Annotated in this window: 11 protein-coding genes, 1 tRNA gene and 1 pseudogene; 7 read left to right on the top strand and 6 right to left on the bottom strand. The window is 67.5% G+C overall.

Features of this window, described 5'->3' with window-relative positions:
* Together addA and trxA are read left to right on the top strand one after the other, a co-directional pair.
* The gene (gene addA, locus OXR08_RS09850; protein WP_267349506.1) at positions 1–3,414 is read left to right on the top strand and encodes a double-strand break repair helicase AddA; all 3,414 of its coding nucleotides are present in this window, start codon (positions 1–3) and stop codon (positions 3,412–3,414) included.
* A 56-nt stretch (positions 3,415–3,470) separates the two neighbouring features.
* On the top strand, positions 3,471–3,791 hold the full coding sequence (gene trxA, locus OXR08_RS09845) for a thioredoxin (protein WP_112382432.1): 321 nt from the start codon (positions 3,471–3,473) through the stop codon (positions 3,789–3,791).
* A 40-nt stretch (positions 3,792–3,831) separates the two neighbouring features.
* On the opposite strand, the gene argJ is transcribed toward trxA, so the two are convergent.
* On the bottom strand, positions 3,832–5,052 hold the full coding sequence (argJ, locus tag OXR08_RS09840) for a bifunctional glutamate N-acetyltransferase/amino-acid acetyltransferase ArgJ (RefSeq protein ID WP_267349505.1): 1,221 nt from the start codon (positions 5,050–5,052) through the stop codon (positions 3,832–3,834).
* 157 nt (positions 5,053–5,209) lie between these two features.
* Between argJ and OXR08_RS09835 the strand changes: the two genes are divergently transcribed.
* From OXR08_RS09835 to secA, 3 genes are all read left to right on the top strand, one after another.
* Positions 5,210–5,350 carry a hypothetical protein gene (locus OXR08_RS09835; RefSeq protein ID WP_267349504.1) on the top strand — a complete coding sequence of 47 codons (141 nt, stop codon included), beginning with the start codon at positions 5,210–5,212 and terminating at the stop codon, positions 5,348–5,350.
* A 332-nt stretch (positions 5,351–5,682) separates the two neighbouring features.
* Positions 5,683–5,940 carry a hypothetical protein gene (locus OXR08_RS09830; RefSeq protein ID WP_267349503.1) on the top strand — a complete coding sequence of 86 codons (258 nt, stop codon included), beginning with the start codon at positions 5,683–5,685 and terminating at the stop codon, positions 5,938–5,940.
* Positions 5,941–6,043: 103 nt separating this feature from the next.
* The gene (gene secA, locus OXR08_RS09825) at positions 6,044–8,788 is read left to right on the top strand and encodes a preprotein translocase subunit SecA (protein WP_267349502.1); all 2,745 of its coding nucleotides are present in this window, start codon (positions 6,044–6,046) and stop codon (positions 8,786–8,788) included.
* A 69-nt stretch (positions 8,789–8,857) separates the two neighbouring features.
* Here the strand turns inward: secA and OXR08_RS09820 are convergent, their stop codons facing one another.
* Positions 8,858–9,445, bottom strand: a complete 588-nt coding sequence (locus OXR08_RS09820; protein ID WP_112382428.1) for a hypothetical protein — start codon at positions 9,443–9,445, stop codon at positions 8,858–8,860.
* A 110-nt stretch (positions 9,446–9,555) separates the two neighbouring features.
* Complete coding sequence (locus OXR08_RS09815) at positions 9,556–9,975, bottom strand: secondary thiamine-phosphate synthase enzyme YjbQ (protein ID WP_267349501.1); 420 nt, start codon at positions 9,973–9,975, stop codon at positions 9,556–9,558.
* 91 nt (positions 9,976–10,066) lie between these two features.
* Here OXR08_RS09815 and OXR08_RS09810 point away from each other — a divergent pair, with 91 nt between their 5' ends.
* Entirely contained in the window at positions 10,067–10,444 is a 378-nt protein-coding gene (locus OXR08_RS09810) for a glycine zipper 2TM domain-containing protein (protein WP_112382655.1), read from the top strand.
* 267 nt (positions 10,445–10,711) lie between these two features.
* On the opposite strand, the gene OXR08_RS09805 is transcribed toward OXR08_RS09810, so the two are convergent.
* The 3 genes from OXR08_RS09805 to moaA all read right to left on the bottom strand — a co-directional run bounded on the left by OXR08_RS09805 (position 10,712) and on the right by moaA (position 12,627).
* Positions 10,712–10,786 (bottom strand) — tRNA-Asn (locus OXR08_RS09805).
* Positions 10,787–10,858: 72 nt separating this feature from the next.
* Entirely contained in the window at positions 10,859–11,638 is a 780-nt protein-coding gene (locus tag OXR08_RS09800) for an NAD kinase (protein ID WP_112382426.1), read from the bottom strand.
* Entirely contained in the window at positions 11,635–12,627 is a 993-nt protein-coding gene (gene moaA / locus OXR08_RS09795; RefSeq protein WP_267349500.1) for a GTP 3',8-cyclase MoaA, read from the bottom strand. The genes OXR08_RS09800 and moaA overlap by 4 nt, the downstream gene beginning before the upstream one ends.
* Positions 12,628–12,728: 101 nt before the next feature.
* Here moaA and OXR08_RS09790 point away from each other — a divergent pair.
* Positions 12,729–13,111 (top strand): annotated as a pseudogene (locus OXR08_RS09790) (hypothetical protein); the annotation flags it as partial.

The following is a 13,111-nucleotide window of genomic DNA, read 5'->3' as shown; positions in this document are numbered from 1 at the left end:
ATGGCGCAGCTGCCCCGGTTGAAGGGCGCACAGGCCGACGCCAGCAATCCGGAGGCGCATGTCTGGCTGTCGGCGTCGGCGGGGACCGGCAAGACGCAGGTGCTGGCCGCGCGCGTGTTCCGCCTGTTGCTGCGCGGCGTTTCGCCCGATGCGATCCTGTGCCTGACCTTTACGAAGGCGGGCGCCGCGGAAATGGCACAGCGGATCAACGGCCGGCTCGCCGCCTGGGTGCGCATGCCCGATACCGAACTGGGCGCCGACCTGATCGCGCTGGGCGAGCGGGTGACGCCGGAACTGCGCGCCCATGCCCGCACGCTGTTCGCCCGGGTGCTGGATGCGCCAGGCGGGGGGCTGCGCATCCAGACCATCCACGGCTTCTGCCAGGGCCTGCTTGCCGCCTTCCCGGTGGAGGCGGGGCTGACCCCCGGTTTCCGCCCGCTGGAGGCGCGCGAGGAGGCGGGGCTGGCGCGCGAGGCGCTGGCGATGATGCTGGAGCGCGCCGAGACGGAGGGGCGCGAGGCGCCGATCGCGACGGTCGGCCGATTGTCGCTGCGGCTGGGCGAGGGCGGGGCGGAGGCGTTCCTGGCCGCCTGTGCCCGCGCGCCGGGGGCGCTGGAGGCCCTGCCGACCGGTATCCAGCCATGGCTGCGCCGCGCGCTGGACCTGCCCGCGGGCGATATCGACGAGGCGATCGCGGAAGGCTGCGACTGTCTGGACCGTGACGCGATCGCGCGGATTGCGGGGGCGAACCGCGCCTGGGGCACCGCGACCGGCCAGAAGGTGGTCGCGACGATCGAGGCGTGGATGGACGCGCCCCCGGCGGAACAGGCGGCGAGTCTCGCCGAGTTGATGGGCACCGTCTTCACCGCCAAGGGCGAGCCGCGCAAGGCATCCAAGAAGCTGACCGATGCCGAGCCCGATTACGAAGAGATCGCACTGGAACTGGGCAGCGAATGCCGCCGATTGCTGGGGCTGGCGGCCCGCGCGCGCTATGCCGACCTCCTCGCCGATGCGCTGACCGTCGGGCGCGATTATGCCCGCGCCTATGTCGAGGCGAAGCGGCAGGTGGGGGCGGTCGATTTCGACGATCTGATCCGTACCACCGTCGGCCTGCTGGAACAGCCGGGCATCGGCGACTGGGTGCGCTACAAGCTGGATCAGGTGACCGAGCACGTCCTGATCGACGAGGCGCAGGACACGAACCTGAACCAGTGGCGCATCGTCCGGGCGCTGTCCGACGAGTTCTTCGTCGGCCGCGGCGTTTATGCGCCGTCGGTGCGCACCCTGTTCACGGTGGGCGACTACAAGCAGGCGATCTTCGGCTTCCAGGGAACGGACCCGATCAACTTTGCTGCGGCCGAGCGGCATTTCAGCGGCAAGGCATCGCTGGTCGCCGGGGACGAGAGCCTGCCCGACGACGAGCGCGGCCTGCCGTTCAACCAATTGTCGCTGACCCACAGCTTCCGCACCACGCGCCCCGTGCTGGAATTCGTTGATGCCGCGATCGATGCGGTCGGCGATGCCGGGCTGGGCGTCATGGCCGCGATCGAGGAACATGCCAGCGAGGTGCCCGGTCCTGGCCGCGTCACGCTGTGGCCGCCGGTCAATGCGGGCGGCAGCGAGGAGGACGAGGAAGGCTGGATCGACGATGCGGTGCGCAAGGTCGCCACCGACGTCGCGCGTGCCGTCCGCCGCTGGCTGGACGCCGGCGTGATGCTGGAAAGCAAGGGGCGCCCGCTGGAGCCGCAGGACGTGATGATCCTGGTCAAGCGGCGCGGCGACCTCGCCTCGCTGATCGTCGCGCGGCTTTATGCGGAAGGGGTGCCGGTCGCCGGCGTCGATCGCCTCCGTTTGAACGCGCCGCTGGCGGTGCAGGACCTGCTCGCCGCGATCCGCTTCGTGCTGCAACCCGATGACGACCTGTCGCTGGCGTCGCTGCTCGTCTCGCCGCTGGTCGGCTGGACGCAGGACCAGTTGATGGCGGCCGCACCGCGCGATCATGGCAGCCTGTGGGCGCATCTCGTGCGCACCCAGACCCCGAATGCGCTGGGGCCCCTTCGCGGTATGCTGGCCCGCGCCGACATCGCCACGCCCTATCAGTTCCTCGAAGAATTGCTGTCCGGGCCGCTGGACGGGCGGCGCAAGCTGATCCGGCGGCTGGGCACCGAGGCACGTGATCCGATCGAGGAACTGCTGAACGCCGCGCTGACCTTCGAGAGTACGACCACGCCGTCGCTGCAACGCTTCCTCGACTGGTTCGACCGGGGCGATGTCGAGATCGTGCGCGACCCTTCCGCCCCGCTCGACGCGGTGCGGGTGATGACGGCGCATGGGTCCAAGGGGTTGCAGGCGCCGCTGGTCATCCTTGCCGATGCCGCGATCGACCCGACCGCTTCTCCACGATCGATCCTGCGCTGGGCGCCCGAGCCCGGCGAACAGCCCATTCCCGTATTTTCGCCGCGCGGGGACGAGCGGGGCGGCCCGCTGGACGTGGTGGCCGACGAACTGGCGGCACGTGAACTGGCCGAGCATTGGCGGCTTTTCTACGTCGCGGCGACGCGGGCGGAGGAACAGCTTGTTATCGCCGGTGCGCTCGGCAAGCGCGCCGCGGGCGAGCCGCCGCGCGACAGCTGGTACGCCGCCTGTGCGCGCGCGCTGACCGCGCTGGGTGTGCCGGAAGGGGAGGGCGAGCGCGTCTTCACCGGCCGCGAACCGCAGCCGCCGGTGCCGCCGCGCGCACGGAGCGGGGTGGCGGCGCCGATGGCGCGCGTCGCACTGCCCGATTGGGCGCATGCGCCGGCACCCGTCGAGTCGCGCCCGCCGCGCCCGCTGGCACCGTCCGCGCTGGGCGAGGACCGCGTCGCCGATCCGCCACCGACGCCCGCGATGCGCGCCGCGGCGGAGCGTGGGCGGCTGATCCACTGCCTGCTGGAGCGCCTGCCGGCGGTTGCCCCGGTACAGCGCGCGGGCGCCGCCGACCGCTGGCTCGCCACGGCCGGTCATGTCGAGGATGCCGCGCAGCGGGCGGCGCTGTCCGCCACGGTGCGCGCGATCCTGGATGATCCGGCACACGCGGCGCTGTTCGGCCCCAATTCGCTGGCCGAGGCGCCGATCGCTGCGACCCTGCCCAGCGGGCATGTCATATCGGGGCAGGTCGACCGGTTGCTGGTGGAGGCGGACCGTGTGTCGCTGGTCGATTATAAGACCGGCCGCCGCGCCCCGGCGACGCTGGAGGAGGTGCCGGATTACCATCTGCAACAGATGGGCGCCTATGCCGCGGCGCTGCGCGTCATCTTTCCGGGACGCGCGATCGAGGTTGCCTTGCTCTACACCGCCGGGCCGCGAATGATCGTGATCCCGCCCGCCGTGCTGGAGGCGAACAAGCCGCGCTTTGTGGCGGCGGAGCAAAGCTAGCGGTTGAGCGGTTGAGGGCCTGACCCTAGATCGGCCACATCCAAGGAGATTACGACATGGCAACCAAGCAGATCACCGACGCCAGCTTCGACGCGGACGTGCTGAATTCCGACAAGCCGGTGCTGGTGGATTTCTGGGCGGAATGGTGCGGCCCGTGCAAGATGATCGGCCCGTCGCTGGAGGAACTGTCCGAAGAGCTGGGCGAGCAGGTGACGATCGCCAAGCTGAACATCGACGACAATCCCGATGCCCCCGGCCGCTACGGCGTGCGCGGCATTCCGACGATGATCCTGTTCAAGGCCGGCACCCCCGCCGCGACCAAGGTCGGCGCCGAGCCCAAGGGCCGGATCAAGGCCTGGCTGGAAGGCGCGCTCTGATCGTTCACGCCCTCTCCCCCGGCGGGAGAGGGCCTTTTCGTCAGCTTCGATAGTCGGCGTTGATGCTGATGTAACCATGGGTCAGGTCGCACGTCCAGACCGTGGCCTCGCCCTCGCCGATCCCCAGATCGACGCCGATCTCGACCTCCTGACCCTTCAGATGCGCCGTCACGGGCGCTTCGTCATAGCCCTCGACTGCCAGCCCCTCGCGCGCGACCAGCGTGTTGCCGAAGCGGATCGACAGTCGGTCGCGCTCCGCCGGCTCGCCCGCCTTGCCGACCGCCATCACGACCCGTCCCCAATTCGCATCCTCGCCCGCCACCGCGGTCTTCACCAGCGGAGAGTTGGCGATCGACATCGCGATACGGTGCGCGGACCGGTCGCTATCGGCGCCCGTCACCTGAACCTCGATCAGCTTGGTCGCGCCCTCGCCGTCGCGCACCACCAGCACCGCCAGCTGGTGGCACAGATCGGCCAGCGCGGCGCGGAACGCGTCCGCCCCGTCGCTGTCGTCGTCGACCAGGGGCGCATTGCCCGCCGCGCCGGTGGCAAAGGCCAGCACCGTGTCGCTGGTCGAGGTATCGCCGTCCACCGTGATGCAGGAAAAGCTTCGCGCGTTGGCGCCCGTCATCGCGCGTTGCAGGAACGCCGGATCGACCGCGGCGTCGGTGAAGATGAAGCCCAGCATGGTCGCCATGTCGGGCGCGATCATCCCCGAACCCTTGATGATCCCGGCCAGCGTCACGGTGCGCCCGTCCACTACTGCCGTCGTCACCGCGCCCTTGGCGAAGGTGTCAGTGGTCATGATCGTCGCGGCGGCATCCTCCCACCCGCACGGCTCGGTGGCGAAAGCGGCGTCGAGCCCGGCCTCGGCCTTGTCGATCGGCAGCGGCACGCCGATCACCCCGGTCGATGCGACGAACACGTCCGACGGCACGCACCCGATCGCCGACGCCGTACGCGCCGCGATCGCCTCCACCGCCGCGCGCCCGCGATGCCCGGTGAACGCGTTGGAGTTCCCCGCATTCACCACCAGCGCGCGCGCCTGCCCCAGCACCAGCGCCTGCCGGCACCATTCCACCTCCGGCGACGGGCACCGGCTGTTGGTCAGCACCCCCGCGACGCTCGTCCCATCCGCCAGCGTCACGAACGTCAGGTCGCACCGGTCCCACGCCTTGTACCGTGCCCGCGCGACGCGCAGGCCGACGCCCGCAATGGCGGGCATGGCGGGGAAGGGGCGGGCGAGGGGGGACGCGTTCATGGTGCCTACATACGCCGTGCCGCGCAGCGGGCAAGACGGGGGGATACTTGACGTGTCTTGCAGGATGAAGTGCATTGGAGCGGGGGACACGTAGATGAGGTCGAGCGAGTTACCTGGCGCGGCCGGTTCGCGACTTACCGGCTCGGGACGTGGACTGATGATCGGCGTGCTGGCGCTGATCGCGGTGTTGGCGCTGCTGTTGCTGGCGATCGGCATCGTCACGGCCGGCACCGCATTCCGATATCTGCGCGCGCCGGTTCCTACCCGCCTGCCGCGCGACCTGCCTGTGCCTGCGTAGCCGCCCCGACCGTTGAATGATGTCGCGACTTGGTTCGGGCCGGACGATTATCCTGCGCAGGCGATCCGCAGGAACGAGGAGGGGCGCGTGCGCGTCGCGCTGCTCATCGATGCAGACGGCCGGCCATCTGCGTGCGAGGTGATGGAGAGCAGCCATCACCGGCTTCTCGACCGCGCGACGTGCCGCGCCGCGGTGCGCCATGCGCGCTACGCACCCGCTCGGGACAGGAGCGGCGCTGCTATTCCTGCGAGGGTCGATCTAAGTGCCGTACGGTGGCGTTTGCCGTCAGAGTAGGTGGACGGCGTTCCTCCACTGTCTTAAGACCGTGGCCGATGAACCTGCTTCTGCTCCTGTCGGCCCTGCTGTCTGCGCTTACCGGCGCGGTCGGGGTGACGCGCGGGACGGGTGTGCAGCAGGTCGTCGCCGGGCAGGCTGCTGTGGCGCAGGTGCAGGCTGCACGCGCGCCGGCAGTGAGCAGTCGACCCGCGCAATTTCTGCCCCGCCTGTTCGATATTCGGCACCTGGCGATCTTCGTTGCGCCCATGCCGCGCGCGATCGTCCCACTCTATGCAGGCCGCCGGCGCGAATAACGGCTTGGCGCCGGCCGCGGCCGGACCCATCTCTCCATCACGACCCACGCGTGGCGCGCCCTATGCGGCTGCGCCCGCATCCTTCAGATAACAGGAAATGCCCATGTTCGGCGGCCTCGCCAAATCCTTCTTCGGTTCGTCCAACGACCGATATGTCAAGTCGCTCAACCCGATCCTGGCCAAGATTGCCAGCTTTGAACCCGCGCTGCAGGCGATGTCGGACGCCGAACTCGCCGGCCAGACGGTGAAGTTTCGCGAGCAACTGGCGAACGGGGCCACGCTCGACAGCCTGCTGCCTGAGGCGTTCGCGACGGTGCGCGAGGCGGCCAAGCGCGTGCTCGGCCAACGGCATTACGATGTGCAGATGATCGGTGGCATCGTGCTTCACCGCGGCGAGATCGCCGAAATGCGCACCGGTGAGGGCAAGACGCTGGTCGCGACCCTCGCCACCTACCTCAATGCCCTGCCCGGCAAGGGCGTGCATGTCGTCACCGTCAACGACTATCTGGCGAATCGCGACGGGCGCTGGATGGCGCGCGTCTATGGTTTCCTGGGGCTCACCACCGGCGTGATCATCCCGAACCTGACCGACGAGCAGCGGCGCGACGCCTATGCCGCGGACATCACCTACGGCACGAACAACGAGTTCGGGTTCGACTATCTGCGCGACAACATGAAGTATGAGCGCACGGGCATGGTGCAGCGTGCGTTCAACTTCGCGATCGTGGACGAGGTCGACTCCATTCTGATCGACGAGGCGCGCACCCCGCTGATCATCTCGGGCCCGACCGACGACAAGTCCGAACTCTACATCAGCGTCGACGCGATCGTGAAGCAGCTGGAGCCGGCCGACTATGAGAAGGACGAGAAGCAGCGCTCGATCATCCTGACGGAGGAGGGCACCGAGCGGGCCGAGCGGTTGCTGGAGAATGCCGGGCTGCTGCAGGGCGCGAACCTGTACGATTTCGAGAACACGCAGGTGGTCCACCACCTGAACCAGGCGCTGCGTGCGAACATGATGTTCAAGCGCGACACCGACTATATCGTCAAGGACGGCAAGGTCGTCATCATCGACGAGTTTACCGGCCGTATGATGGACGGACGCCGCTGGTCGGAAGGGCTGCACCAGGCGGTGGAGGCCAAGGAGGGCGTCAATATCGAGCCCGAGAACCAGACCATGGCCTCGATCACCTTCCAGAATTATTTCCGCATGTATCCCAAGATCGGCGGCATGACCGGCACCGCGGCCACCGAGGCGGCCGAATTCTACGACATCTACAAGCTGAACGTCGTCACCATCCCGACCAACCTGCCGATCAGCCGCGTCGACGAGGAAGACGAGTTCTACAAGAACACGCAGGACAAGTTCCGGGCGATCGCGCGCAAGATCGGGGAGCATGCGGCCAAGGGGCAGCCGGTGCTGGTCGGCACCGTGTCGATCGAGAAGTCGGAACTGCTGTCGGAATTCCTGATGCAGGAGGGGGTGCAGCACAAGGTGCTGAACGCGCGCTATCACGAGATGGAGGCGCATATCGTGGCGCAGGCCGGCCGGCTGGGCGCGGTGACGATCGCGACCAACATGGCGGGCCGCGGCACCGACATCCAGCTCGGCGGCAACCTGGAATTCCGCATGTCGGACGAGCATGCCGACTTCATCGAGGGCACGCCCGAATATGAGGCGATCGCCGAGCGCGTCCGCGCCGAGATCGCCGCCGAGAAGAAGGCGGTGCTGGCGGCCGGCGGCCTGTTCGTGCTGGGCACCGAACGCCACGAAAGCCGCCGCATCGACAACCAGTTGCGCGGCCGTTCCGGTCGTCAGGGCGACCCCGGCCTGTCGCGCTTCTATCTCAGCCTGGACGACGATCTGCTCCGCATCTTCGGACCCGATACGCTGTTCGCCAAGATGATGCGCTCCAACATCGAGGATGGCGAGGCTATCGGCAGCAAATGGCTGACCAAGGCGATCGAAACCGCGCAGAAGAAGGTGGAGGCGCGCAACTACGACGTGCGCAAGCAGGTCGTCGAATATGACGACGTGATGAACGATCAGCGGAAGGTCATCTACGAACAGCGCGCCGACATCATGGATGCCGAGACGGTGGGCGAGATGGTCGCCGACATGCGCACCGAAACGGTGAACACGATCGTCGGCGGTGCCTGCCCGCCCAATTCCTATCCCGAGCAATGGGATGTGGCCGGGATGAAGACGCAGTTGAAGGAACTGCTCAACATCGAGCCGCCGATCGACGACTGGCTGACTGAAGAGGCGATCGATCCGGAGATCGTGCTGGAGCGGGTGACGGCAGAGGCCGATGCGATGGTGGAGGCAAAGTCCAAGGAACTGGAGCCCGACACCTGGGTGCAGGTCGAAAAGTCGATCCTGCTCCAGAACTTGGACCACCACTGGAAGGAGCATCTGGCGACGTTGGATGCCTTGCGCCAGGTGGTGCATTTGCGCGCCTATGCGCAGAAGACGCCGATCAACGAGTATAAGCAGGAGGCATTCTCGCTGTTCCAGCGCATGCTGGACGTGATCCGCGAGGACGTGACGCGCACCATCGCGCACGCGCAGTTCCAGTTCCAGGCGCCGCCGGAACTGCCCGAACTGCCCGACTTCATCACGTCGCATTTCGACCCGTTCACCGGCGAGGACGATACGCGCGATATCGACGCCGGCACGCTGGGCCTGATCCAGACGCAGTTGCCGCCGCTCCAGTCCCCGCAGCCCGAGCCGCAAACGTTCGGCGACGACCCGGCGGAATGGGAAGGCCGCGTCAACCGCAACGCGCCGTGCCCGTGTGGATCGGGGCGCAAATACAAGCACTGCCACGGTGCGGTGACCGCCTGATACGAAAAGGGCCGGCGAGGGAAACCCCGCCGGCCCTTTTTCACGACCGCTTGCCGGATCGTGCGACGATCAGCGCTTCGGCTTGGGCAACACCACCGTCGGGCCGATCGAATTGACCACCGCACGGGCATCAAACGCACGCAGATTGTCGCGCGGGATCGGACCCTTGCGCATCACCACCTCGGCCGTCGCCTCGTACCGGTCGACGGTGCGGATATCGACGCCGCCGCCCCATGGGCCACCCCAGAAGGGATCCCACGACCGCCAGCCGAACCCGGCGCCGTGGAAGCGCCACATCGGGCCCCACAGGCCGCCGCCGAACCCGCCGAAACCACCGCCAAAGGCGGTCGGGTTCGAATAGGTTCGCGACCGCAACTGCGTATCGCGGTCGGCCATCACGAAATAATCATAACCGTTGGCAAGCGTCAGTTCCGCCGCGCGGAACAGCAGATACCGCTCGACCGTGTCGCGCGCGGTAACGGTGTTACCGGCAAAGCTCACCAGGAAGCGGTTGGGCTCGATCTGGCGATCCGAGTAACCCGTGGCATAGAAGCCCGAACCCGTGGCAGGGCGATACGTAGTTTCCGTCGCGCAGCCCGCGACGAGCAGAGTACCCGCCGTCAGGGCGGCTATCAGTGCCTTGCGACCAATTTGCATGGACTCTTTCCTTCTCCGTCCACCGCATCGACGGCGAACCTGTTCGCTCGTACCCGTTCAACCCAGAACGTTCGATGAACGGGTTTGCTCCCGCGACGAATTGTTGGGGATCATGCCCCGATCAGATGCAATGCAATCGATCGCCGGTGGGGCCGACGGCGGTGTTCGAACAGGTAGAGCGACTGCCATGTGCCGATTGCCAGCCGGTGGTCGAGGACCGGTATCGCCAGATTGACGCCGGTGAGGGCCGTGCGCAGATGTGCGGGCATATCGTCCGCCCCCTCATCGTCATGCGTATAGGCCCGCGCATCCTCGGGCGCGATGCGGGCGAAATAGGCGAGCAGATCGACCTGCACCTCGGGCGATGCGTTTTCCTGGATCAGCAGCGAGGCGGAGGTGTGCCGACAGAACAAGGTGAGCAACCCCTCCGCCATATCCTGCTGGTCTACCCAGCTGGTGACGCGGCGGGTGATATCGAACAGGCCCTGCCCGGGCGTGTCGATGGAAAGAAGCGTGGTGGCCTGGCGCATGGCGTCTCAATGCTTCGGCGGCGCAAACGGCCTCAAATGGACCTACATGCCCGCACATGCGTTAGCCCGGCACTTCTCGAGGAGACGCATGATGAAGTCGAACCTGCTTGCAGCCCTGGCGGTGGCCACGCTTGCCGTGCCGGTGACCGTCGCCCCCGTCGAGGCGCAGCGCCGCGACCGTGACTATCGCTGGCACGGCGACGACCGCAACTGGGAGCCGTCGCGCGACTATCGGCGCGGCAATTATCGCGAGCGGCGCCTCAGCCGGAACGACCAGATCTATCGCGGGCAGGACGGCCGCACCTATTGCCGCCGTAACGATGGCACGACCGGTCTGGTGATTGGCGCGGTCGGCGGCGGCGTGCTGGGCAACCTGGTAGGCGGCGGCACGCTCGGCACGCTGCTGGGTGCCGGCGGTGGCGCGCTGCTCGGCCGTCAGGTCGATCGCGGCAAGGTTCGCTGCCGCTGACCGATACGCAGCGATGCATGGAGGCGCCGGTGGGGAAACCCTCCGGCGTTCTTTTTTGGGGTGAGGGTGGCCGCCAAGGGACGAGCACGGGGGAAATGCGCGACCACCCTCGTCCGTCATGACGGAGCGGTCGTCGTCCAGCCTTGATCGCCGCGACACGCCCGCTGAACTGCAGTTGTCATAATGGTTGTCATAACGCTTGTAATAATGCCGCCGGGTGCGAGCCGTTGGCTCAAGCACAAAATGGCGGAAAACCTACAGCGCCGGTGGCTCCCTGAGTAGGATTCGAACCTACGGCCGCTCGATTAACAGTCGAGAGCTCTACCGCTGAGCTATCAGGGAATGTCCGGCGCTGTGGGGGGCTCTATAAACGGCTCGAAAAAGCTTGCAAGCCTCTTTTTTGGCAGATGCGCGTCAGGAGGCGAATTGCTCCATGGTGATGCGGTCGTCGAGCGCATGTTCGGGGTCGAACAGCAGCGTCAGTTCGCGCGAACGGTCCATGCAGATGTCGACGCGGGCGACATCGCGCACTTCGCGCTGGTCGGCCACCGCAGAGACGGGGCGCTTGGAGGAATCGAGGATGCGGATCGAGAAGCGGGCCCGGTCGGTCAGGATCGCGCCGCGCCAGCGCCGCGGGCGAAACGGGCTGATCGGGGTGAGCGCCAGCATGCCCGATCCGAGCGGCAGGATCGGCCCCTGCGCCGACAGGTTGTAGGCGGTGGACCCGGCGGGCGTGGCCACGAGGATCCCGTCGCAGGCGAGTTCGGGCATGACGATGCGGTCGTTGACGCTGATTTCCAGATTGGCGGTCTGGCGGGTTTCACGCAGCAGGGAGACTTCGTTGATCGCAGGCAGCGTGTGCACACGGCCATCGACGGCGGTCACCGTCGCCTGCAGCGGCGTGACCTTGAACGGGCGTACCCGCATCAGCCGCTCCTCCAGGCCGTAGCTGCGCCATTCGTTCATCAGGAAGCCGACCGTGCCCAGATTCATCCCGAACACGGGCACCGGCGGCTTGCGGCGCTCCAGCATGCCGTGCAGCGTCTGGAGCATGAACCCGTCGCCGCCGAGCGCGATGACGACATCGGCGTCATCGGCATCGACCCAGTCGGCCATGTCGCGAAGCTCGGCCGCCGCTTGCTGCGCAGGCGGTGTCGGCGAGGCGACCAGCGCCCGCCGTTCATACTCGCTCATCCGCCGGTGACGCTCATGTGTCGCGACACGGCGGGGGCGGCACCGCTTTCGATGCGGAAATCATGGCGCGCCGGCTTGATCGCCAGCCCGGCATCGATCGCGGCGTCGAGTGCGGGCAGCCCGCCGGCCCGCAATGCGGCCTTCAGGTCCACCTGATCCTCATGGCCCAGGCACATGAACAGCTTGCCCTCCGTGGTCAGCCGGACCCGGTTGCAGCCATCGCAGAAATTCGCGGTCAGGGGCGAGATCAGGCCGAGGCGCGTCTGCGTGCCCTCGACCCGCCAATAGCGGGCCGGGCCACCGGTGCGATGCGCCGCGCGGGCCAGCGGGAAGCGGGCGGACAGATCGTCGAACACGGCGGTCAGCGGTAGGAAGCGGTCGACCCGGTCCTCGTCGATGGCGCCGAGCGGCATGGTTTCGATCAGAGACAGGTCCAGCCCCTCGTCGATGCACCATTGCAGCATCGGGGCGATCTCGTCCTCGTTCAGCCCTTTCAGCGCGACCATGTTGATCTTGACGGCAAGACCGGCATCGCGCGCGGCGAGGATGCCGCGGAGGACGCCGTCCACATCGCCATGACGGGTGATGAAGCGGAAGCGGTCGGGATCGCGGCTGTCGAGGCTGACATTGACGCGTGCCATGCCGGCTTCGACCATTTCGGGCGCATATTGTGCCAGACGTGTCCCATTTGTGGTCATGGTCAGCTCGTCCAGCCCGGTGCCGACATGGCGGCCGAGGCGCCGGACGAGGTCGCCGACATCGCGACGGACGAGCGGTTCGCCACCCGACAGGCGGATCTTGGTCACGCCGCGCGCGATGAAGCGCTCCGCGATGACGGCGATCTCTTCCAGGCTCAAAAGCTTGGCGCGCGGCAGGAACGTCATGTTTTCCGCCATGCAATAGCGGCATCGCAGGTCGCAGCGATCGGTCACCGAGATCCGCAGATAGCGGATCACGCGACCATGCTGGTCGGCCAGGGGCTGACCCACAAATACTTCCGGAGCCATGCTCACTTGGCTAGGACCTTGGCACCTGAGCGGCAAGTCCGTTTCGCATTGGCGGGAAAAGAGACGGCGGCTAGGCTGGTTGGATGAAGCAGGGGACGATCCATTCGCGCGAGGATGTAGTGGCAACGGGCATCGTCCTGATTTCGTTCCGGCCCGGCCCCGTGCCCGACAGCGCCCTGATCGACGCGGTGGCACAGACGGGGCGGCAGCCGGTGGTCGTCCAGCCCGAGGATGCGAGCGCGAATCGCTTTGCGGCGGGTGCGGCGCGCATCGCGCTGATCGATGCGCGCGATGCCCCCGACATCATGCTGGCGGCGGCGGAACGGCTCGCGCCCGGCGTGGAGGCGGTCGGCGGCGCCTTGCTGGTGCTGAGCGCGCCGGCACTGGCGATGCGGGCAAGCGACGCCGGAGCGACGCATCACTGTTCAGACATCGCGGTGCTGTCCGCTGGTCTGGCGCTGGCGGC

Origin of the sequence: Sphingomonas sp. GM_Shp_2 (assembly GCF_026540875.1) — a bacterium.
Lineage (GTDB): Bacteria > Pseudomonadota > Alphaproteobacteria > Sphingomonadales > Sphingomonadaceae > Sphingomonas > Sphingomonas carotinifaciens.
The sequence above is the reverse complement of the archived record's forward strand: the minus strand, read 5'-3'. Positions and strand labels throughout refer to the sequence as shown.